The following is a 21,632-nucleotide window of genomic DNA, read 5'->3' as shown; positions in this document are numbered from 1 at the left end:
CAGCGTTGTGAATGTTGCGCCGTCGGCTTCCGCCAGCCGGTGGCAGCTGCCATGCTCGAACGCTCCTCAGGCTAAGCCCTCATGCAAGAAGACGCTGAACTCCCCATGCTCGAAAGCGGCAAGGCCAAGCGTGGCGTCTGCGCCATCAGCGGCGCCGAGCTCAGCCGCAAGAACCTGATCGTGCTGGGAACGCTGCGGCCCTCGCTGGTCGAGCATATCAGGCGCGATTTCCCCGATCTCGACGATCACAGCCTGATCAGCCTCAAGGAGCTGGCGCGCTATCGCACCCGCTATGTCGAGGAGATCCTGCGCGAGGAGCATGGCGAGTACACCGATCTGGACCGCGAGGTCGCCGAGAGCATCGCCCGGCAGGAGACCATCGCCGAGAACATCGAGGACGATTTCGAGGAGCATCGCACTCTCGGCGAGCGTCTTTCGGACGGGCTCGCCAGCTTCGGCGGTTCATGGGCCTTCCTGATCAGCTTCGGTGTTGTGCTGGCGGTCTGGATGCTGGTCAACGTCGTCGCCGGGACGGGCGCTTTCGACCCTTATCCGTTCATCCTGCTCAACCTCGTGCTGTCCTGCATCGCGGCCATCCAGGCACCGATCATCATGATGAGCCAGAAGCGGCAGGAGGCGAAGGACCGCTTGCGCTCCTTCAACGACTACCAGGTCAACCTCAAGGCCGAGCTCGAGGTCCGGCACCTGCACGAGAAGGTCGACCACCTGATCACGCGGCAATGGCAGCGCCTCGCCGAGATTCAGCAGGTCCAGCTCGAACTGCTGCAGGAGGCACAATTGCCGAGACGCAAGCCGAAGCGCCGCAAGAAGCCGGTGGTGAAGAAGAAGGTGGTTGTGGTTCCGGCGGAGCGGCCAAGCGAGGACGGCGAGCCCTCTAATGGCAGCTGATGGATCTGTCCGCGCATCGAGGAGTTGGCCTCTTGTTGCCTCGCAGGCGATGCGGCTCGGCGAGGTGACGCCGTGGACGGATTGGCGACCGGGAGGGTGCCCTGATGCGCGAAGACGATAATCTGCTGCGCGACCAGATCGCGCTGGTGACGCATGCGGCTGGTTTTGCCGCCCGCGTCCACAATGGGCAGACGCGCAAGGGCGAAAGCGGCCCGCCCTTCATCCTGCACCTCGCGGAAGTCGCCGATCTCCTCGCCAAGGCGCTGGAGAAGCCCGATGCCGAGCTCGTCGCCGCGGCCTGGCTGCATGACGCCGTCGAGAAGACCAGGATCACCAGCGACGAGATCGAGAACGTCTTCGGCCCGCGAGTTGCCTCGCTCGTCGCCGAAGTGAGCGACGACAAGAGCCTGCCGGAGGCGGAGCGGCATCGCATGCAGATCGAGACGATCGGCGAGAAGACCGAGGCGGCGCGCCTGCTGCGGCTCGCCGACAAGATCAGCGGCCTGCGCGAGTTGGCCGAGGACCCGCCGGCGGACTGGGACGTGGCGCGCCGTCGCGACTGGCTGCAGTTCGCGACGGGTGTCGCCGCCAGCTGCCGCGGCCTTAATGCCGCGCTCGACCTGCTGTTTGATCAGGCTACCGCGGCGGCGGCCAGAAGCATTGACGAGTTCCAGCCATCGGCATAGAGAGGCCGGGTTGCCTTACTTTTGCTGTATCCTTACTCCATTAATATGTAAGGAGAGCGAGCATATGAGCATCAAAATCGCCAGCGTCATGACGTCCAAGGGGCAGTTCACGCTGCCGGCCGAAATCCGGCAGGCTCTGGATTTGCGGCCGGGCGACGAGCTTCGCTTCGAGCTGACTGACGACAAGCAGCTCAATGTCGTCCCGAAGCGCCGAAGGAGCATCTTCGAGTTGCGCGAGACACTGCCTCCGCTCACGCTTGGGCGGCCGCTAACGCAGGCCGATATCGATGATGCGATCACCGAAGCGATGAATGAGCAGGAAGAACGGGTCCGGCGCGGCAACTGATGCAGGCGCTCGACACCAATGTTCTTCTGCGGATCGTGGATCGCACGAATGCTGACCAGGCGCGTCAGGTCGAGCAACTCGTCAGGCATTCCGGCCAGGCGCCGTTTTTCCTCAGCGTGTTCGTCATGCTCGAGTTCGGATGGACGCTGACGCGGCGCTACAAGCTTCCGCGCACGGAGATCGTACAGTGGTTGCGCTTTGTGCTCGAGGCGCCGGAGTTCATGGTCGAGCGTGCAGCGCTCGTCGACGAAGCTGTGGCCGAGTTCGAAGCGGGTAATGCCGATTTTGGCGACTGCCTGATCGGTGTCGCGAATCTTGCATCCGGCTGTTCGACCACGCTGACATTCGATCGCGACGCCGCTGCGATCGAGCGTCTGTTCTCGCCCGTCCCGAGCTGAGGCCCTGCCATGCCCTTCGCCTTTCCGCGCAATGCCTATGCCGCCATGTTCGGCCCGACCACCGGCGATACCGTTCGCTTGGGCGACACCGAGCTCGTCATCAGGGTCGAGAAGGATTTCACCACCTATGGTGAGGAGGTGAAGTTCGGTGGCGGCAAGGTCATCCGCGACGGCATGGGCCAGAGCCAGGTCAGGAACGCCGACGGCGCGGTTGACACCGTCATCACCAACGCACTGATCCTCGACCATTGGGGCATCGTGAAGGCCGATATCGGCATCAGGGCCGGCCGCATCTGCGCCATCGGCAAGGCCGGTAACCCCGACATCCAGGCCGGATTCGGCAATTTTGCGCCTGACGAGACGATCATCGTCGGCCCCGGCACCGAGGTCATCGCCGGCGAGGGCAAGATCGTCACCGCTGGCGGCTTCGACAGCCATATCCATTTTATCTGCCCGCAGCAGATCGAGGATGCGCTGATGAGCGGGTTGACCACCATGCTCGGCGGCGGCACCGGCCCGGCCCATGGCACGCTGGCGACGACCTGCACGCCCGGCCCGTGGCATCTCGGCCAGATGATCCGCGCCGCCGACGCCTTCCCGATGAACCTCGCCTTCGCCGGCAAGGGCAATGCCGCGCTGCCCGGCGCGCTGATCGAGATGATCGAGGCCGGCGCCTGCGCGCTCAAGCTTCACGAGGACTGGGGCACGACGCCGGGCGCGATCGACAACTGCCTCTCGGTCGCCGACGAATACGACGTCCAGGTGATGATCCACTCCGACACGCTGAACGAGTCGGGTTTCGTCGAGGACACGATCAAGGCGATCAAGGGCCGCACCATCCACGCCTTCCATACCGAGGGCGCCGGCGGCGGTCACGCGCCGGATATCATGAAGGTCGCAGGGCTGCCGAACGTGCTGCCGTCCTCGACCAATCCGACCCGGCCCTTCACCGTCAACACGCTCGACGAGCATCTCGACATGCTGATGGTCTGCCATCATTTGTCGCCCTCGATCCCGGAGGACCTCGCCTTCGCCGAGAGCCGCATCCGCAAGGAGACGATCGCCGCCGAGGACATCCTGCACGATCTCGGCGCGCTCTCGATGATGTCCTCGGACAGCCAGGCCATGGGCCGCATCGGCGAGGTAATCACCCGCACCTGGCAGACCGCGCACAAGATGAAGGTCCAGCGCGGGCCTCTGCCGGAGGATGCCGGCACCGGCGCCGACAATTTCCGGGCCAAGCGCTATGTCGCCAAGTACACGATCAACCCGGCGATCTCGCATGGCATATCCAGGCATATCGGCTCGATCGAGGTCGGCAAGCTCGCCGACCTCGTCGTCTGGTCGCCGGCCTTCTTCGGCGCCAAGCCCGATCTCGTCGTCAAGGGCGGCATGATCGCCGCCGCCCCAATGGGCGATCCCAACGCCTCGATCCCGACGCCGCAGCCGGTGCATTACCGGCCGATGTTCGGCGCCTTCGGCAAGGCGGTGACATCGACCTCGCTGGTCTTCGTCTCGCAGGCGGCGATGGCGAACGGGCTGAAGGGTCGCCTCGGCACCGACAAGGAGATGGTCGCGGTCGAGAACACCCGCGGCGGCATCTCGAAGAAAAGCATGATCCACAACGACGCCACGCCGGACATCCAGATCGATCCGGAGACCTATGCGGTGGTGGCGGATGGCGAGTTACTGGTCTGCGAGCCTGCCAGGGAGTTGCCGCTGGCGCAGCGCTATTTCCTGTTCTGAGGGGGCAGGGCTATCGTCGGTGCGTTCCTCGCCGCCCGCAGATTCCAGGGGCTGGCGGTCGCCGGGGAGCTCCTCGGAGGGGCATCATGATACCGATCAAGGGCCTGTATGAGAGCCATCTCACGGTGTCGGACCTTTCGCGGTCGATCGCGTTTTACCGGGATGTCGTCGGCCTCGAACTGGCCCATACGGTTCCAGCGCGCAACGCTGCCTTCTTCTGGGTCGGCGGGCGTGACAGATCGATGCTCGGACTCTGGTCGATTCAGAGTTCTCCGCTGCGCCTGAGACTCCACATCGCCTTCCACACGGGTCTGGAGGAGGTGAAGCAATCGATCCAGGTGCTTCGCGCCAAAGGCATCGTGCCTCGCAACGGTGGCGGCGGTCCTGAAATCGACGAGCCGGTGGTTTTCCCCTGGATGCCCGCCGCGAGCGTCTACTTCGACGATCCCGACGGCCATTCACTGGAATACATCGCGATCCTGCCAGGCAGGGCTCGGCCTGATATGTCTGGGACGGTTAAACTCTCCAAGTGGCGGGCGTTGGATACGGGTGCCGAATAGGACCCGCAGGCGCTATTTCCCGTTCTGAGGCCGGCCGCATAGCATCGACCGGGGCGGCGCAAGGACGATGTGCGGGGGCAGGGAGGTTGACACCCAGCTGCATGCCTCTTCCTGTGTCGGCTAAAGAAAACAGCCGTTCAGGGAGGTTGCCGTGTTCCGTCTTTCCCATGCCGCCGTGCTCGCCGGCGCGGCTTTCGCCGCCTTCGCGACGCCTGCCGCCGCCCAGGGACAGGTCACCGTCTACTGCTCGATCCTCGAGGAGCAGTGCCGGGAAGGCGCCTCGATCTTCGAGAAGGCGACCGGCATCAAGATCCAGATGATGCGCAAGAGCACCGGCGAAGTCTATGCGCAGGTCAAGGCCGAGGCGACCAATCCTCGCGGCGACGTCTGGTGGGGCGGGCCGGGCGAGCCGCATCTGCAGGCTGCCGATGAGGGCCTGCTCGACGAGTACAAATCGCCCAAGCTGGTAGAGCTGCACGACTGGGCCAGGCGCCATGCTGAGCAGTCGAAGTTTCGTACCGCCGGCATTTATCTCGGCGTGCTCGGCATCGGCTACAATCTCGATACCCTGAAGGGCAAGAAGCTGGCCGAGCCGAAATGCTGGGCCGATCTGCTCGATCCGAAGTTCAAGGACGAGGTCCAGATCGCTGATCCCAGCTCGTCCGGGACGGCCTATGTCTTCCTCGCCACCACGGTCCAGCGCCTCGGCGAGGACAAGGGCTTCGCGTTCCTCAAGAGCCTGCACAAGAACATCAGCCAGTACACCAAGTCCGGCATCGCCCCGGTCAAGGCGACGGCGCTCGGCGAGACCGCGGTCGGCATCGCTTTCATGCACGACATGCTGACGCAGAAGCTGCAGGGCGCGCCGATCGGCATCGTCGCGCCCTGCGAGGGCACCGGCTACGAGACCGGTTCGGTTTCGGTGATCAAGGGCGGCAAGAACCCGGAAGCCGCGCGCAAATTCGTCGATTTCACGCTCTCGCCGGAGGCGCAGGACATCAACGCCAAGCTCAAGATCAACTCGATCCCCTCGAACAGGAATTCCAAGCTCTCGCCCGACGCGCCCAAGTTCGAGGAGATCAAGCTGATCGACTACGACACCCCGCGCTGGGGCAGCCCGGCCGAGCGCTCGCGCCTCCTCAAGAAGTTCGACGACGAGGTGAAGGCGCTGCCGCGCTGAGGGCGCCCGCGTTTAGTAGCACAGATATCGATTTGTGCTACTAAGTCGAGATGCAGCGCATCCCGCTCAATATCCAGACGCTCTATGCCGATCTGCAGCAGCAGGTTGCCACAGCCTCGCCGGATGAAGCGACGGTGGTGGCGACGACGGTTGCTGGCATCCGCTATTTGAGGCTCCAGCGCTGGGTTGGGACGAGCCGCACGGTCGAGCATCTTGGTCGTGCCGACGATCCCGAGGTACTCGTGCGTGCCGAGGCCGCTCGCGCCGAGATGGCGCGTCGAGAGGAGCGCCGCCGTCTGGTGGCGGCGCTGCGCCGCCTCATCCCTGGGCCTACAACGGCGCTTGGCAAGGTGGCTGATTCCGTAGCTCATGCCGGCCTCTTCCGGCGTGGAGCCGTGCTGGTCGGCACGGCGGCCTATCAGTGCTATCCGCCTTTGCTCGGTGCCATCCTGCCGGCTGCGACCGTGATGACACAGGATCTCGACCTGGCTACCGCCGACCTGGCTCTCGACGCGGAGATCCAGGGCGACAGCATGCTGGCGATCCTGCGACGCGCCGAGCCGAGCTTTTCCGCCGTGCCTGGGCTCGATCCGAAAGCGCCGTCTTCGCGCTTTCGCGACGCGCAGGGCTTCGTCGTTGACCTGTTGACGCCGCAGCGCCGCCGCAGCGATCGCGATCCGATGCCGCTCAAGGGCCTCGCCGCCGGCGCGACGCCCCTCCAGCATCTCGACTGGCTGATCGTCGATCCGGTTCCGGCCGTCGCGCTCCATGGCGCGGGCGTGCCCGTGATGTTGCCTCAGCCCGGCCGGTTCGCGGTCCACAAGCTCATCGTCGCGCAAAGGCGCGGCGCGCATGAGATCGTCAAAAGCCGCAAGGACCTTGCGCAGGCCGGGGCGATGATCGAACTGCTGCGCGCCGACGCTCCTTATGCCTGGCAGGATGCGCTGGCCGACGCCATGCGACGCGGCCGGGATGGCTGGTCGAGGCCGATCGAGCGCTCTTTGGCGATGCTCGGCCTCGAACCTTGAATCACCGCACCGGCGGCGCGTATTGCAGGCCGCCCTGCGTCCACAGCCGGTTCATGCCGCGCGGCAGGTTGAGCGGCGATTTGGCGCCGAGATGCCGGTCGAAGCTCTCGCCGTAATTGCCGACTGCCTTGACGATGCGCACGACCCAGTCGTTGGAGAGGCCGAGGCTCTCGCCGAACTTGCCCTCGCTGCCGAGCAGCCGCTTGATCTCGGGATTGGTCGACTTCACCATCTCGTCGACATTGGCCTGGGTGATGCCGAACTCCTCGGCGTTCAGCATGGCGTAGACCGTCCAGCGCACGATATCGAACCAGCCATCGTCGCCCTGGCGGACCCAGGGGCCGAGCGGCTCCTTCGAGATCATCTCGGGCAGCAGGTCGTGTTCGGCCGGGGCCTTGAGCTTCATCCGGTTTGCCGCCAGTTGCGACAGGTCGGTGGTGTAGGCGTCGCAGCGGCCGGCCTCATAGGCCTGGATCGTTTCGTCGAGGCCGGCATAGGCGATCACCTCGTATTTCATGCCGTGATTGCGGAAATAGTCGGCGAGATTGAGCTCGGTGGTCGTCCCCTGCGCCACGCAGATCGAGGCGCCGTTGAGCGCCTTGACATCCTTCACGCCGGTGGTCTTGCGGACGAGGAAGCCCTGGCCGTCGAAATAGTTGATCGCGGTGAAGTTGAGGCCGAAGCCGGCGTCGCGGCCGAGTGTCCAGGTCGTGGTGCGCGAGAGCACGTCGATCTCGCCGCTCTGCAGCACCGTCAGCCGGTCCTTCGAGGCCAGCGAGATGTATTTCGCCTTCTCCTGGTCGTTGAAAATGGCTGCCGCCAGCGCCCGGCAGAGATCGGTGTCGAAGCCGCGCCACTGACCCTGCGCATCGGGCAGCGAGAAGCCGGCGACGCCCTGGCTGGTGCCGCAGATGAGATGGCCGCGCTGCTTGATCCGCTCGAGCGCCGTCTGGGCCTGGGCCGCGAGCGGAAGCGCCGCCGCGAGGCAGAGGCCCGCCAGGGCGCTGCCGAAATTGCGGGCGCACCGTGCTGAAATTCTGAGCATGAGATTCCCCTGATTATTAGCCGGCCGATCTAACAGGCTCGCCGATGGGCGAGCCAGAGCTATTTATGCGGCTAATCGATTGGAGCGGTGCATCCAGGCGCTCTTCTCTGCCGTACCCGCGTGAGAGCGTAACAGTGGAGTCCGTCCGGGCATGTCCGATCCCGTTCTCGTCATCGCCCGCGCCAAGGTCAGCCTCGCGGAGCGCGAACGCTTCCTCGCGGCGGCGCGCGACTGCATTGCGGCAACGCGTCACGAGCAGGGTTGCCTCGACTACGACATCTATGAAAGCGCGACCGAGCCCGGCCATTTCGTCAGCTTGGAGAGCTGGGAGGCGCGCGCCGATATCGACCGGCACATGCAGCAGCCGCACCTCCAGTCATTCCTCGCCATCGTCGGGACTTGCGTCAGCGCCGCTCCGGTGATCGAAGTGGTGGAACCGCGATCGGTCGATCGCCTCTGATCCATCACGCCACGAGTTTCGTCATGCAGCGCGCCATCTCCGTCGTCCGCAAGGCCGCGGTCAAGCAGGACCGGGTCGTCGAGACCCTGACCCTCGACCATGAAGACCGCAACCGCCGCCGCGTCGCGCTGAAGGGCGATGGTGGGCGCGACATCCTGCTCGACCTCGACAAGCCGACCGCGCTTGGCGACGGCGATGCGGTCAAGCTCGAGGACGGCTCGCTCGTCCTGATCAAGGCGGCGGCGCAGAAGCTGATCGAGATCACCGCCGAGAACCCGCTGCGGCTGATGCGCGTCGCCTGGCATATCGGCAACCGCCACACCCCGGCCGAGATCACCAACGACGCGATCTATATCGAGCACGATCATGTGCTGGCCGAGATGGTCCGCGGCCAGGGCTGCACGATGAGCGAGATCGAGCGGCCGTTCCAGCCTGAGCGCGGCGCCTACGACCATGATCACGCCGATTGCGGCCATGACCACGGTCACGCCCATCATGATCACGGCCATGAACATGGCCACGACCAAGGGCATTCCCATGCCGGCCATGACCACGGCCATGAGCACCATCACACACATGAACACGCCCATGGCGCCTCCTGCGGCTGCGGTCATGACCATCACCATGACGACCACGGCCACAAGCATGACCATGGCCATCACGGCCATGAGCATGGCCACAAGGGCCACAAGCACGACCACTGAGCCATGCAGGGCGCGCTTCTGCCCCTGATGATCTGGCTCTCGCCGGCCTTCCCGGTCGGCGGCTTCGCCTATTCGCACGGGCTGGAATGGGCCTTCGAGGTCGGCGACGTCACCGATGCCGAGGGCCTCGCGGACTGGCTCGATGCCCTGGTCGAGCACGGCGCGCTCCGCAATGATCTCATCCTCTTCGCCGCGTCCTGGCGGGCGAGCGGCGAGGGTGACGCCAAGGCGTTGCGGGAGGTTGCGGAACTGACGCTCGCTCTGGCGAACTCGGCCGAGCGCCGGCTCGAGACGGTGACCCAGGGCAACGCCTTCGTCTCCGCGATTGCGGCCTCCTGGCCCTGCGCGTCGATCGACGCGCTGCGCGCCGCCTGGCCGGGCGATGTCGCCTATCCGATCGCCGTCGCGGTCGCCGCCAGCGGCCACGGCCTGCCCCTGGCGTCTTCGCTCGAGGCCTTTGCGCTCGCCTTCGTCGCCAACCTCGTCTCGGCCGCCGTCCGGCTCGGCATCGTCGGGCAGACTGATGGCCAGAAAGTCATTGCCCGGCTGACGCCGGCCCTGCGCGAGGCGGCGGTCCGCGCCGAGACCATGGCGCTCGACGATCTCGGCGGCTGCGTCTTCCGCTCCGACCTCGCCAGCTTGCGGCACGAGACCCAGTATTCGCGGCTGTTCCGCTCATGACTTTCGCCATCGCCATCGCGTTGGCGCTGCTCCTGGCGATCATCGCCGGCTTGCACGCCTATTGGGGTCGAGGTGGCCTCTGGCCGGCAGCGAGCGAGGACGAGCTGATCGCCACCGTTATTGGCAATGCGCAGGCTAGGCGCATGCCGTCGCCCGGCTTGTGCCTGCTGGTCGCGCTGGCGATCGTCGTGACGGCGATCTGGCCGCTGCTTCTGATCGGGACGTCCGGCACGGCCGCCTTGCGACCGCTACTCCTGCTTGGTGGCTTCGCGATCATGGCGGTGTTCTTGCTTCGCGGCGTCGCTGGCTTCCTGCCGGCCTGGCGGCGGCTGCACCCGCTCGAGCCTTTCGCCAGCTATGATCGCCGCTATTACTCGCCGCTCTGCCTGCTGATCGCCGCGGGCTATGCGGTACTGCTCCTGCAAGGACCCTGATCGATGACCCGCTCTCCCCACGGCCCCTTGCGCGTCGGCATCGGCGGCCCGGTCGGCTCCGGCAAGACCGCGCTGATGGAGGCGCTGTGCAAGCGCATGCGCGACCGCTACGAGATCTGCGCCATCACCAACGACATCTACACCAAGGAGGATGCCCGCATCCTGACCGTCTCCGGGGCCCTGCCGGAGGAGCGGATCATGGGTGTCGAGACCGGTGGCTGCCCGCATACTGCGATCCGCGAGGACTGCTCGATCAACCTCGCGGCGGTCGCGGAGATGCGTGGCAAATTCCCGTCGCTCGACCTGATCCTGATCGAGTCCGGCGGCGACAATCTCGCCGCGACCTTCTCGCCAGAACTCGCCGACCTGACGATCTACGTGATCGACGTCGCCGCCGGCGAGAAGATCCCGCGCAAGGGCGGGCCCGGCATCACCCGCTCCGACCTGCTCGTCATCAACAAGACCGACCTCGCCCCGCATGTCGGCGCGGATCTTGCTGTGATGGACCGGGACTCGAAGACCATGCGCGGCAAGCGCCCCTATGCCTTCACCAACACGCGGGCGGGGGAGGGCGTCGACCTGGTCGTCGATTTCATCGAGACTGCCGGCGGGTTGAAGGCGCCGGCCCTGAGCTGAGGATAGGACACCGACGATGCGCGCGACCGGATCTCTTGCCATGCTGCTGACCCTCGTTTCGGCCCCGGCCTTCGCCCATACCGGCGCCGGGCCCGTCGACGGCTTCGTCCATGGCCTGATGCATCCGCTGACCGGGCTCGACCATGTGCTGGCGATGGTGGCGGTCGGTCTCTGGGCTGGGCTCGTCGGCGGCAAGGCGCGCATCGCCTATCCCGCGGCCTTCGTCGGCACGATGGCGCTGGCCGGCGCGTGGGGCATGTCAGGCGGTGCGTTGCCGGGCGTCGAGACGGGCATCGCCTTCTCGGTGATCATCCTTGGGGCCGCGGTTGCGCTGAAAGCCTCGCCGCCACTCGCCGCTGGCACGCTCGCCTGCGGCATCCTCGCGATCTTCCACGGCTTCGCCCACGGCGCCGAGCAGCCGGAGAACGCCAGCGGGCTTGCCTATGCCGCCGGCTTCGTCATCGCCACGGCCGCGCTTCACCTCGTCGGCATCCTGCTGGCCGGCGCTCTTGCCGCCCGCGCGCCGCTTCTCGCCCGCGTTGCTGGTGGCGGACTCGTCCTGGCCGGCGTCGCCCTCCTCGCCGGCTAAGGCGAGCGTCATCGCTATGTCATGAAAGGCGGCCAAGCGCGCCGTCCTTTCAATGACGGAGGCGGGGCGTGAATCTGCATATCACCGGCGGCGAGGTGCTGACCGAAGCGCTCGTCCGTGCAGACCTGGTCACGGATGGGGAACGCATCGCCACGCTGGACGGCGCCCCTCCGGCCAAGGCGCTGCAAATCGACGCCACCGGCCTCTATGTCCTGCCCGGCATCGTCGATTGCCATGGCGACGCCTTCGAGCGCCACATCATGCCGCGGCCGGGCGTCTCCTTCGACATCGACCTCGCTTTGCGCGACGCCGACCGCGCCATCCTGGCGAGCGGCATCACCACCGCGTTCCACGGCGTCACCTGGTCCTGGGAACCCGGCCTGCGCGGCGCCGACAACGCTCGCCTGCTGGTCGAGCGGATCGCGGCGTTGAAGCCCGAGCTCGGCGCCGACACGCGCTTCCATCTGCGCCACGAGACCTTCAATCTCGCCGCCGAGGCCGAGATCATGGACTGGCTCGGCACCGGTCGCGTCGGCGTGCTCGCCTTCAACGACCATACCGGCGGCATCCTGAAATCGAGCAGCCGGCCGGACAAGATCGCCAAGATGGTCGAGCGCACCGGCTTGTCGCACGAGGATTTCATGACGCTGGCCGAGAACGTCTGGAATCGCAGGGACGAGGTGCCGGGCTTGATCGAGCGGCTCGCGGCGGCGGCGCGCTCCGCCGGCGTCCCGGCAATGTCCCATGACGACATGACCCCTGAGATGCGGCGCTGGTATCGCGGCCTCGGCGTCACCATCGCCGAATTCCCGGTCAACGAGGCGACGACGCGCGAGGCCGCCGCCCATGGCGAGGCGATCGTCTTCGGCGCGCCGAACGTCGTGCGCGGCGGCTCGCATATCGATTGCCCGTCGGCGGAGGCGATGGTGCGGGCAGGGCTCTGCACCATCCTGGCCTCGGACTATTATTACCCCGCCTTGCCGCTCGCGCCCTTCATCCTGACGCGCAAGGGCGCCGCGGATTTCGCCACGGCCTGGCGACTGGTCTCGCAGGGGCCGGCAGCGGCGCTCGGGCTCTCCGATCGCGGCGTCATCGCGCCGGGCAAGCGCGCCGATCTCGTGCTGATCGCGCCGGAGCCGCAGCCGCGCGTGGTAGCGACCATCGCCGGCGGGCGGCTGGTGCATCTGGCGGATCAGCGGATTCTCGCCTGATCTACCTCGCCGGTTGCCGGCCACGTTGCTGCAACCTAGAATTTCAGCCTGCGGGCAAGGGGGAGAGGTCGATGGCGCGCTGGTCCGACGCGATGAAGCTGTCCGACTATAAGGAATATGAGACTTATCTGCTGGTCCCGGGCGTCTACGAGATCGGCTATATCCAGCGCGAGACCTTCTATCCCAAATATATCGGCAAGGCGCCGGTGACGCTCTACCAGCGGATCCGCACCTATGGTCGCGATCTCGGACGCAGCTCCCACAACCGCTTCATCCGCGAGCTCGTCGAGATCAATTATCACCGCCTCTGGTTTCACGTCATCCGCGTCAGCCGCCCCGGTGGAGCGGCGCTGCGCGAGGCCTTGCTGATGAACCGGTTGAGCATCGGTGAGGGCGGTCTCTACGAATGGAACTGCCGCTACGAATATGCGCCGCTGAGCGAGGCGGGGTATGTGCTGAGGTAAGCCTACGCCGTTGGGACTTTCGTTGACGAACGGCAGCTCGACGCTCATCATTTACTGACCTGGTCGGAATCGGCCAACCTGAAAGCATTTCCATTGAACCAACTCGTCGGCATAGGCCTATATACGCCTGCGGAGGCGGCTCGCCTTGTCGCAGTGCCTGCCGCGAAGATATCGCGGTGGTTGACCGGGCATTACATGAAAGGTCGGTTCTACGAGCCGCTCTGGCGCCCTCAGATCGATTTGCAGGATGACAAAGTCTATCTCGGTTTTCGCGATTTGATGGAGGTCCGCGTCGCAAACGCGCTCATGGGGGTTGGTGTCAGCGCAATCCGTGTCCGAGCTGCAATTGAAATGGCGCGCGAGGTCTACGGAGTAGAGCGGCCGCTCTCAACCGAGAGTTTCCGCCACAATGGCCGCGATATTTTCATGAAGGTAATTGACCGCGACGCCAACGGTGCGGAGCGGGAGCAGCTCCTTAATACGTTTCGGCGGCAGTATGAATTCACAGCGGTCGTCGAGCCGTCTCTGAAGCACATCGAATTCGATAATGCCGGGACACCGCGGCTGTGGTGGCCTAAAGGCAAGGGTACCCAGATCGTCGTCGACCCGGCTCGCGCTTTCGGCCAACCCATAGACGCTTCATCAAGCGTGCCAACGTCTGTTCTTGCCGCGGCAGGGCGATATCAAGGTGTGGAAATGGCGGCGAAAGCCTATGACGTCACGGCGGCGGCGGTCCGCCGATCCATGAAGTTCGAGGATGAAATCGCGGTGAGGCTTGCCGCTTGAAGGTGCTGCTCGACAACTGCCTAGCACCGGTATTTGCGAGCACCCTCGATGGGTTCGTCAGTCATTTCGGACACCGCGCATTTCACATAAAGGATATGAATGAGCTGCCACGTGGCCGCGATACTGCGGACCTCGAATGGATAGAATTCCTGCGCGCATCGAATGACCTATGGATCTTCATATCGGGCGACGGCCGCATTCTAAAGAACAAGGCTGAGCGCGCAGCGCTCCGCTCAGCCGGCCTCCATGGCTTCGTGCTAGCGCCAGCGTACCAGAAAGCTCCATTGCCTCAGGTTGCAGCCACTCTCGTGTGGCGTTGGCCGGATATTATCAAAGTAACGGAACTTCTGGCGCCGCCCGCGATGCACGAGATACCTATCGGCAAGGCAACGAAGTTGCGCCAGTTGCCGATATAAGCGGTTCGATTTCCCCTCAGCTGGCATACCCCTTGACGCTCGAAAGCGCCGTCATCACTCCGCGCAGCTCCGCCAGCCCGCGCAGGCGACCGACCGCCGGATAGCCCGGGAACGAGCCCTTCTTGGCGTCGTCGAGCAATTCATGGCCGTGGTCGGGGCGCATCGGGATGCGCCAGTGCCTCCAGCTGGCGGCCTTGCGCCGTGTCTGCTCGGCCATCAGTGCATCGACCAGCGCGACCATGTCGGTGTCGCCGCCGAGATGCTCGGCCTCCATGAACGAGCCGTCCGGGTCCTTGGCGACGTTGCGCAGATGCGCGAACCAGATCTTGTCGGCGAAGCGGCGCGCGATGGCAGGCACGTCGTTCTTCGGATTGGCGCCGAGCGAGCCGGAGCAGAGGGTGAGCCCGTTGGAGGGGCTGTCGACCGCGCCGAGGATGAAGGCGACGTCGTCCTCGTTCGAGCAGATGCGCGGCAGGCCGAAGAGCGACCGCGGCGGGTCGTCCGGATGGATGCACATGCGGATGCCGACCTCTTCTGCGGTCGGGATCACCGCTTCGAGGAAGCGCTTGAGGTTGGCGCGCAGGCCGTCGTGGCTCATATCGGCATAGCGCGCGAGGATGCGCTTCAGGCCCGCCACGTCGTAGCGGTCATAGGCGCCGGGTAGGCCGGCCATGATATTGGCCATCAGCCTGGCGCGATCGGCCTCCGAGGAGCGCTCGAACCAGGCCTTGGCCTTGTCCATCACCTCGGCCGGATGGCCCTCGTCGGCGCCAGGCCGCTGCAGCATGAAATGGTCGACGACGACGTACTCATGCAGGTTGAAGCGCAGCGCCGTGCCGCCGCCTGGCAAAGGCTGGGCTAGGTCGGTCCGGGTCCAGTCCAGCACCGGCATGAAGTTGTAGCAGACCACCTCGATGCCGCAGGCGGAGAGGTTGCGCAGCGACTGGCGATAATTGGCGAAGATGCTCTCGAGGTCGCCTTCGCCGATCTTGACGTCCTCGTGGATGGGCAGGCTCTCGACCACCGACCAGCGCAGCCCAAGGCTCTTGTCGTGCTCGATGATCGCCTTGCGCTTCTCGATCTCCTCGACGCTCCAGACCACGCCATAGGGGATCTGGTGGAGCGCGTTGACAATGCCGCGCGCGCCGGCCTGCCGGGCCTCGGCGAGCGTCACCACATCGTCCGGGCCGAACCAGCGCCAGGTCTGTTCCATCGTTGTTGATCCTCTTGGGACAGGGGCCTGTCGCGGGCCTTTGTCAGGTTGGTTTGCGGAGCCCGCCGCTTGCGGCGAAGGCTTCGATATGATCGCGCGCAATGGTCTCGATGGCGTCGAAGACGGTGCGCAGATGCGCGCGCATGGTCCGCTCGGCCTTCGCCTCGTCGCCGGAGATGACCGCGGCGGCGATTTCGCGATGCTCCCGCAGAATCATGTCGGACCAGCCGCTCGTCTCCAGCGACAGGCAGCGGACACGGTCGAGCTGCGCCTTGACGCCCTCGATCAGGCTCCAGACCGAAGGATGGCCCGAGAGACGGGAGAGTTCGGCATGGAAGGCTTCGTCGCTGCGGAAGAAGCCGGCGCGATCCCCGGCGGCGAGCAATTGCTCCTGCTGGCGGATCAGCAGATCGAGATTGGCCTTGCCTTCGGCATCGATCTTCTTCGCCGCCAGCATGACCGTGCGGCACTCCAGCGTCTCGCGCACGAACTGGCTGTCATAGACTGCAGCGAGGTCGATCGGGGCGATGAAGGTGCCGACCTGCGGCACGACGACGAGGAAGCCGTCCTCGACCAGCCGCTTGAACGATTCCCTGACCGGCGTGCGGCTGACGCCGAATTGCAGCGCCATGCGCGCTTCCGAGATCGCCTCGCCCGGACGCAGGACCGCATTCAGCACGTCGCCGCGCAGTGCCCGGTAGATCTGGTCGGTGCTCTGTCTCGCCGCGGCGATGCCCATTGCCAAGCTCTTGTTCACTAGTATACTAGGATACCGGCCTGAACGGGGGCGTCAACTCCGAAAGCCGCGATTTCAATAGAAGCCGGTGCTAAAAACGCCGCAAGAGCGCGTCTTTCAAGGGCTGGGGAAACAGCAGGCGGCAAAGCCGCCGGGAGGGGAGATCATGGTTCAGGACAGCATCGATCGGCGCATGTTCCTTGGCGGTGTCGCCGGAATCGCCGGGCTGGCGCAGGTGCCGGCCGCGTTCGCGCAGCAGCTCAAGCTTCCGGCCTCGCCGGTCGCGCTCAGCATCATCGACGTCGGCGGAGCGCTCGCTCTGGTGCAGGCGCCGCTGGAGAACTACACCAAGGCGAATCCCAAGCTCGTCTCGCGGATGACCTTCACCAAGGCGCCCGCCCCCGAGCTGCCGGGCAAGCTGAAAGCGCAGCAGGATGCCGGCCGCGTCGACATCGATTTCGTCATCGGCGGCCTGGACGTGCTCTCGGCCGGCATCGACCAGAAGCTCTGGGTCGAGTTGCTGCCGCGCTTCGCCTCAGATTTGCCCAAGCCCGACGAGGTGTTCCTCAAGCCTGCGCTCGCCATGCACAATCTCGGGCGCGGCCAGGGGATGGCGATGGTCTATTATCCGTCCGGCCCGCTGCTCGAATACATGCCCGACAAGGTCAAGACCCCGCCGACCACGGCGCAGGAGCTGCTCGACTGGAGCAAGCAGAACAAGAACCGCTTCCTCTATGCCCGCCCGGCCAATTCCGGCCCGGGCCGGACCTTCATCATGGGCCTGCCCTACATTCTCGGCGACAGCGATCCCAAGGATCCGGCCAAGGGCTGGGACAAGACCTGGGCCTATCTCAAGGCCCTGGGTGAGAACATCGAATATTATCCAGGCGGCACCGGCGCGACGATGAAGGAGCTCGGCGACGGCACGCGCGACATCATCGTTTCGACGACGGGCTGGGACATCAATCCGCGCGTGCTGGGTGTTGTGCCGAAGGAGGCCAAGATCCAGACGCTGAAGGGCTTCCACTGGGTCACCGACGCCCAGTACATGATGATCCCCAAGGGCGTCTCCGACGAGAAGCTCGCAGTGCTGCTCGATCTGATCCGCCACATGCTGACGCCGGCGCAGCAGGCCTACACCTATGATGAGGGCTATTTCTACCCGGGTCCGGCGGTGAAGGACGTGCCGCTTTCAATGGCGCCCGCGGCCAGCCGCAAGGCGATCGAGGAATACGGCCGTCCGGAATATGACAAGCTGATCGCCGAGAACCCGATGGAGACGCCGCTCGACCCCGACAAGATGGTCGTCGCCTTCCGCATCTGGGATGAGCAGGTCGGCGGCGCCAAGCGCAAATAATCGAGGCGAATGGCGAGTGCGAATGTCGCTCGCCAAGCTCACCCGCCACTCGCCACTCGCCATTCGCCTTCGGAACTTGATGGTCCTTCATGTCGATACATGCCGCGAATTTCCGCGAACTCAGGCTCGACCGGCTCTGCCGCGACTTCGGAACGCATAACGCCGTCAAGGACGTCTCGCTGACGATCAAGCAGGGCGAGTTCATCGCGCTGCTCGGCCCGTCCGGCTGCGGCAAGTCGACGACACTGAACCTGATCGCCGGCCTCCTGCCTGCGACCGGCGGCGGCATCTGGCTCGACGAGAAGCGCATTGATCCGCTCCGCCCGGAGGAGCGTGGCTTCGGCATGGTTTTCCAGAGCTACGCGCTCTTCCCGCATATGACCGTGAAGAAGAATATCGGCTTCGGCCTCAAGATGCGCGGCATGGCCAAGGCGGAGAGCGAACGCCGCGTCGCCGAGGCCGTCGCGCTGGTCCGCCTGCAGGGCCAGGAAACGAAGCTGCCCGGCCAGCTCTCCGGCGGCCAGCAGCAGCGCGTCGCCATCGCCCGCGCCATCGCGGTGCAGCCGCCTCTGGTGCTGATGGACGAGCCGCTCTCCAATCTCGACGCCAAGCTGCGTCTCGAGATGCGCGCCGAGATCAGGCGCATCCACAATACGCTCGGCGCCACCACGATCTACGTCACCCACGACCAGGAGGAGGCGCTCTCGCTCGCCGACCGGATCGTGGTGATGCGCGATGGTGAAATCCGCCAGGTCGGCGGGCCCGAGGACCTGTTCTCGCGGCCAGACCATCTCGACGTCGCCGAGTTCATGGGCTTCCGCAACAAGGTCGCCGGCCGCGTCGCCTCGGCGACGGCCGAACTCGCCACGGTGACGGTCGGCGAGGTTGGTGTCGTCGGGCGCGTGAGGTCGCAGGTCGCGGCCGGGCAGGGGGCCCATATCTCGATCCGCCCCGAGGATCTGCACCCGGTGGCGGATGGCGCGCCGGGGCTGGCCGCCAAGGTCGTCTCGACCGAGTTCCATGGCCGCGAATTCGTCGGCTTCGCCCGCATGGCGGACGACACGCCGCTGACCTTCCTAGCCGATAGTCGCATCGCGCCCGGCACCGAGATCCGCCTCGCTGCCGCTCCGGATCGCGTCCTCGTCTTCGGAGAGGGCGCATGAGCACCGTGTCTGGCGCGGCGCCCGGCATCGCCGAGATTCCGCTCAAGCAGCGCCTCGCCGCGCGCGGGCTCGACGGGCTGACCCTGCTTGTCCTGCCGGCGGTGATCTTCCTGCTGGCGCTGTTCATCTACCCGTTCTTCTACGGGCTCTTCCTGTCCTTCAATCCGAAGGCCGGCGGGGCGCTGGCGAACTACCAGCGCTTCTTCTCGGATTCCTTCCTCTACGGCACGATCGCGACCACGCTCTGGCTCGCCATGCCGGTGACGATCGTGACGCTGCTGCTGGCGATCCCGATCGCCTTTCGCGTTCGGCTGATGAAGAACCAGCGCCTGCTCACCACTATCCTGGTGATCCCGATCACGCTCGGCACCGTGCTCGTCGCCGAGGGGCTGCTGAACTATCTAGGCCCGCAGGGCTGGTTCAACCGTACGCTGATGACGCTGGGCCTGATCTCGACGCCGGTGAAGCTCCTGCACAATTACTGGGGCGTGATGCTCTCGCTGGTGATCACCGGCTTCCCCTTCACCTTCCTGCTGACGCTATCCTATCTCACCGGCGTCGATCCGGCGCTGGAGCAGGCTGGCGCGACGCTCGGCGCGGGGCCCTGGGATCGCTTCAAGCATATCCTCTTCCCGCTGTTGCTGCCCGGCCTCGCCATCACGTTCTGCCTCAGCTTCGTCCAGGCTTTCTCGGTCTTCCCCTCGGCAGTGCTGCTCGGCGCGCCGGCAGGACCGACGCGCGTGATCTCGATCGCCGCCTACCAGGCCGCCTTCGAGGAATACGACTACTCGATGGCCTCGGCGGTCGCGATGATCATGGGCATGGTCCAGCTCGCCATCGTCGTCGCGGTGCTCGGCCTGCGCGGGATGCTCTATCGCGGCCCGGCCGGCGGCGGGAAGGGCTGATCCGATGGTCAAGGACACCCGCCTTTCCACCAAGCTCTGGGCCGCGGCCAACTGGACGCTGATCGGCTTCTTCATCGTCAACCTGTTCGGCATGATCGCCGCGGTGGTGACGAGCTCGTTCTCGACTCGCTGGCTGCGCTCCTGGCTGCCGGATGGCTGGACGACGCGCTGGTATGGCGCCGCCTGGAGCGAGTTCCAGCTTGGCGACGTGCTGACAGTCACCTTCCAGATCGTCTTCCTCGTCGTCTTCCTTTCGGGCCTGATCGGCGTGCCGGCGGCCTATGCGCTGGCGCGGCGCGACTTTCCCGGCAAGAAGCTGGTGATGCTGCTCTTCCTGCTGCCTTTGCTGGTGCCACCGATCACCTTCGGTATCCCGCTGGCGACGGTGCTCTATCGCACCGGCCTCGCCGGTTCGATGTCTGGCGTGGTGCTGGCCAATCTCGTCCCGACCGTGCCCTTCGTCATCCTGGTGATGATCCCGTTCATCGAGCAGATCGACACCAAGATCGAGGCGGCGGCGCGCGTCTTCGGCGCCAACACCTTCAAGCTCTTCGTCTACATCCTGCTGCCGCTGCTGATGCCTGGCATCCTCGCCGCGCTGCTGCTCGTGCTGGTCAGGACGATCGCGATGTTCGAGCTGACCTTCCTTACCGCCGGCCCGACCAGCCAGACCCTGGTTGTCGCGCTCTACTACGCGGTCTTCGCCGCCGGCGTGCGCGCCGTGCAGTCGATCGACGCCATGGCGGTGATCTACATGGTGACGACGCTGATCTGGCTCATCATCGCGCTGCGCTTCGTCAACCCGACGCAGATCGTGGCGCGGGCGAAGAGGTAGGCCGGAACAACCCGCGGCCTCCCGCATTCCTCCGCAGCCGGTCGAGCTGCGGAGGGGTTGGATGGTCACGAAGGGCAGGAGAGGCGCTGCGGCGAAGAATAGCCGCCTGCGCCGCGTGAGCATCGACGACCTCACCATCCGCCGCGTCCGCGTCGGCCGCAATTTCGGCTATCGCGACGCCGAGGGCGGCAGGATCACCGATGAGGAGACGAGGGCGCGCATCCGCTCGCTGGCGATCCCCCCGGCCTATGAGGATGTGCTGATCGCCGCCGACCCGCGCGCCCATCTCCAGGCGATCGGCCGCGACGAGGCCGGGCGCATCCAGCACCGCTACCATCCCGATTGGGAGCGCGTGCGCGAGCGTCGCAAGCTGAAGCGCCTGGCCAGGATGATCGATGCCTTGCCGAAGCTGCGCAAGCGCATCGCCACCGACCTGAAGGACCGCACGCTCTCGCGTACCAAGGCGCTCGCCTGCGCCGCCGCAGTGATCGATCGCTGCCATATCCGCGTCGGCAACGAGGTCTATGCCCAGACCAATGGCAGCCATGGCGCCTCGACGCTGCTCAAGCGCCATGTCGACGTGACCGGTAGCCACGTCACGCTCGCCTTTCGCGGCAAGGGCGGCAAGGAGATCACCTGCGGCCGCGATGACGCGCCGCTCGCCCGCGCGCTGACGCGGCTGAAGACCCTGCCCGGCAGGCGCCTGTTCCAGTATCGCGCCGAGGACGGCTCGGTCACGACGATCAACGCCGCCGACATCAACGCCTATCTGAAGGAGGCGGCCGGCCTGCCGATATCGAGCAAGGATCTGCGCATGCTCGCCGCCAATGCCGCCGCCGCCGAGCTCCTGCTCTCGACCGACATCGCCGCCAGCGAGCGCGGCCGCAAGCGCCAGCTCGCCGACATCATGCGCGCCATCGCCGAGCGGCTGGTCAACACGCCGGCCGTGGTGCGCAAGAGCTATGTCCACGCCATCGTCGTCGACGCCTATGCCAGCGGTCGCCTCAGCCGCGCCTATCGCAAGGCGCGCGGCCGCGGCGGCTGCTCGCGCATCGAGCGGGCGCTGGGGCTGCTGGCGGCGTGAACAGGATGCATGGCCGCCAGCCGGCGCCGGGCGGCGACGGGGGTTGAACCCGGCAGGCGC

At 65.8% G+C, this 21,632-nt stretch carries 26 protein-coding genes; 23 read left to right on the top strand and 3 right to left on the bottom strand.

Annotated elements, in window-relative coordinates:
• Positions 1-81 precede the first annotated feature (81 nt).
• From ACSQ24_RS17385 to ACSQ24_RS17350, 8 genes are all read left to right on the top strand, one after another.
• On the top strand, positions 82-909 hold the full coding sequence (locus tag ACSQ24_RS17385) for a DUF1003 domain-containing protein (protein WP_436095886.1): 828 nt from the start codon (positions 82-84) through the stop codon (positions 907-909).
• A gap of 104 nt (positions 910-1,013) precedes the next feature.
• The gene (locus ACSQ24_RS17380; RefSeq protein ID WP_436095885.1) at positions 1,014-1,595 is read left to right on the top strand and encodes an HD domain-containing protein; all 582 of its coding nucleotides are present in this window, start codon (positions 1,014-1,016) and stop codon (positions 1,593-1,595) included.
• 64 nt (positions 1,596-1,659) lie between these two features.
• A complete protein-coding gene (locus ACSQ24_RS17375; protein ID WP_436095884.1) occupies positions 1,660-1,941 on the top strand; it encodes an AbrB/MazE/SpoVT family DNA-binding domain-containing protein in 282 nt (93 codons plus the stop codon).
• The gene (locus ACSQ24_RS17370) at positions 1,941-2,339 is read left to right on the top strand and encodes a PIN domain-containing protein (protein WP_436095883.1); all 399 of its coding nucleotides are present in this window, start codon (positions 1,941-1,943) and stop codon (positions 2,337-2,339) included. Before ACSQ24_RS17375 ends, ACSQ24_RS17370 begins: the two co-directional genes overlap by 1 nt.
• 9 nt (positions 2,340-2,348) lie before the next feature.
• Positions 2,349-4,085, top strand: a complete 1,737-nt coding sequence (gene ureC, locus ACSQ24_RS17365; RefSeq protein ID WP_436095882.1) for an urease subunit alpha — start codon at positions 2,349-2,351, stop codon at positions 4,083-4,085.
• Positions 4,086-4,171: 86 nt separating this feature from the next.
• Entirely contained in the window at positions 4,172-4,645 is a 474-nt protein-coding gene (locus tag ACSQ24_RS17360) for a VOC family protein (protein WP_436095881.1), read from the top strand.
• Positions 4,646-4,796: 151 nt separating this feature from the next.
• Positions 4,797-5,825 carry an ABC transporter substrate-binding protein gene (locus tag ACSQ24_RS17355; protein ID WP_436095880.1) on the top strand — a complete coding sequence of 343 codons (1,029 nt, stop codon included), beginning with the start codon at positions 4,797-4,799 and terminating at the stop codon, positions 5,823-5,825.
• Positions 5,826-5,875: 50 nt separating this feature from the next.
• A complete protein-coding gene (locus tag ACSQ24_RS17350; RefSeq protein WP_436095879.1) occupies positions 5,876-6,853 on the top strand; it encodes a GSU2403 family nucleotidyltransferase fold protein in 978 nt (325 codons plus the stop codon).
• Between the two features lies 1 nt (position 6,854).
• Here the strand turns inward: ACSQ24_RS17350 and ACSQ24_RS17345 are convergent, their stop codons facing one another.
• Entirely contained in the window at positions 6,855-7,898 is a 1,044-nt protein-coding gene (locus tag ACSQ24_RS17345; protein WP_436095878.1) for an amino acid ABC transporter substrate-binding protein, read from the bottom strand.
• Positions 7,899-8,049: 151 nt separating this feature from the next.
• Between ACSQ24_RS17345 and ACSQ24_RS17340 the strand changes: the two genes are divergently transcribed.
• The 10 genes from ACSQ24_RS17340 to ACSQ24_RS17295 all read left to right on the top strand — a co-directional run bounded on the left by ACSQ24_RS17340 (position 8,050) and on the right by ACSQ24_RS17295 (position 14,279).
• A complete protein-coding gene (locus tag ACSQ24_RS17340; RefSeq protein WP_436095877.1) occupies positions 8,050-8,358 on the top strand; it encodes a putative quinol monooxygenase in 309 nt (102 codons plus the stop codon).
• A gap of 23 nt (positions 8,359-8,381) precedes the next feature.
• Positions 8,382-9,062 carry an urease accessory protein UreE gene (locus ACSQ24_RS17335; protein ID WP_436095876.1) on the top strand — a complete coding sequence of 227 codons (681 nt, stop codon included), beginning with the start codon at positions 8,382-8,384 and terminating at the stop codon, positions 9,060-9,062.
• Between the two features lie 3 nt (positions 9,063-9,065).
• Positions 9,066-9,743, top strand: a complete 678-nt coding sequence (locus ACSQ24_RS17330) for an urease accessory protein UreF (protein WP_436095875.1) — start codon at positions 9,066-9,068, stop codon at positions 9,741-9,743.
• Positions 9,740-10,177 (top strand): DUF3995 domain-containing protein, encoded by a 438-nt coding sequence (locus tag ACSQ24_RS17325; protein ID WP_436095874.1) that lies wholly within the window; start codon positions 9,740-9,742, stop codon positions 10,175-10,177. The genes ACSQ24_RS17330 and ACSQ24_RS17325 overlap by 4 nt, the downstream gene beginning before the upstream one ends.
• A 3-nt stretch (positions 10,178-10,180) precedes the next feature.
• Entirely contained in the window at positions 10,181-10,813 is a 633-nt protein-coding gene (gene ureG / locus ACSQ24_RS17320) for an urease accessory protein UreG (RefSeq protein ID WP_436095873.1), read from the top strand.
• Positions 10,814-10,853: 40 nt separating this feature from the next.
• Positions 10,854-11,402: a HupE/UreJ family protein gene (locus ACSQ24_RS17315; protein ID WP_436095872.1), complete on the top strand. Its 549-nt coding sequence runs from the start codon at positions 10,854-10,856 to the stop codon at positions 11,400-11,402.
• A gap of 68 nt (positions 11,403-11,470) precedes the next feature.
• Positions 11,471-12,613 (top strand): alpha-D-ribose 1-methylphosphonate 5-triphosphate diphosphatase, encoded by a 1,143-nt coding sequence (locus ACSQ24_RS17310; RefSeq protein ID WP_436095871.1) that lies wholly within the window; start codon positions 11,471-11,473, stop codon positions 12,611-12,613.
• A gap of 71 nt (positions 12,614-12,684) precedes the next feature.
• On the top strand, positions 12,685-13,077 hold the full coding sequence (locus ACSQ24_RS17305; protein ID WP_436095870.1) for a hypothetical protein: 393 nt from the start codon (positions 12,685-12,687) through the stop codon (positions 13,075-13,077).
• A gap of 180 nt (positions 13,078-13,257) precedes the next feature.
• Complete coding sequence (locus tag ACSQ24_RS17300) at positions 13,258-13,863, top strand: hypothetical protein (RefSeq protein WP_436095869.1); 606 nt, start codon at positions 13,258-13,260, stop codon at positions 13,861-13,863.
• 2 nt (positions 13,864-13,865) lie between these two features.
• Positions 13,866-14,279: a hypothetical protein gene (locus tag ACSQ24_RS17295; RefSeq protein WP_236846737.1), complete on the top strand. Its 414-nt coding sequence runs from the start codon at positions 13,866-13,868 to the stop codon at positions 14,277-14,279.
• 16 nt (positions 14,280-14,295) lie between these two features.
• Here ACSQ24_RS17295 and uxuA read toward each other — a convergent pair whose 3' ends face one another.
• Together uxuA and ACSQ24_RS17285 are read right to left on the bottom strand one after the other, a co-directional pair.
• The gene (uxuA, locus tag ACSQ24_RS17290) at positions 14,296-15,492 is read right to left on the bottom strand and encodes a mannonate dehydratase (RefSeq protein WP_436095868.1); all 1,197 of its coding nucleotides are present in this window, start codon (positions 15,490-15,492) and stop codon (positions 14,296-14,298) included.
• Positions 15,493-15,535: 43 nt separating this feature from the next.
• On the bottom strand, positions 15,536-16,231 hold the full coding sequence (locus ACSQ24_RS17285; protein ID WP_436095867.1) for a GntR family transcriptional regulator: 696 nt from the start codon (positions 16,229-16,231) through the stop codon (positions 15,536-15,538).
• Between the two features lie 163 nt (positions 16,232-16,394).
• On the opposite strand from ACSQ24_RS17285, the gene ACSQ24_RS17280 reads away from it, so the two are divergent.
• From ACSQ24_RS17280 to ACSQ24_RS17260, 5 genes are all read left to right on the top strand, one after another.
• Entirely contained in the window at positions 16,395-17,585 is a 1,191-nt protein-coding gene (locus ACSQ24_RS17280; protein ID WP_436095866.1) for an extracellular solute-binding protein, read from the top strand.
• Positions 17,586-17,674: 89 nt separating this feature from the next.
• On the top strand, positions 17,675-18,748 hold the full coding sequence (locus ACSQ24_RS17275; protein WP_436095865.1) for an ABC transporter ATP-binding protein: 1,074 nt from the start codon (positions 17,675-17,677) through the stop codon (positions 18,746-18,748).
• A complete protein-coding gene (locus ACSQ24_RS17270; RefSeq protein WP_436095864.1) occupies positions 18,745-19,653 on the top strand; it encodes an ABC transporter permease in 909 nt (302 codons plus the stop codon). Before ACSQ24_RS17275 ends, ACSQ24_RS17270 begins: the two co-directional genes overlap by 4 nt.
• Positions 19,654-19,657: 4 nt before the next feature.
• On the top strand, positions 19,658-20,488 hold the full coding sequence (locus ACSQ24_RS17265) for an ABC transporter permease (RefSeq protein WP_436095863.1): 831 nt from the start codon (positions 19,658-19,660) through the stop codon (positions 20,486-20,488).
• A gap of 61 nt (positions 20,489-20,549) precedes the next feature.
• A complete protein-coding gene (locus tag ACSQ24_RS17260) occupies positions 20,550-21,572 on the top strand; it encodes a DNA topoisomerase IB (RefSeq protein ID WP_436095862.1) in 1,023 nt (340 codons plus the stop codon).
• Positions 21,573-21,632: the final 60 nt, after the last annotated feature.

The sequence above is a fragment of the Allobosea sp. LjRoot237 genome (assembly GCF_964253285.1).
Taxonomy (GTDB): domain Bacteria; phylum Pseudomonadota; class Alphaproteobacteria; order Rhizobiales; family Beijerinckiaceae; genus Allobosea.
The sequence above is the reverse complement of the archived record's forward strand: the minus strand, read 5'-3'. Positions and strand labels throughout refer to the sequence as shown.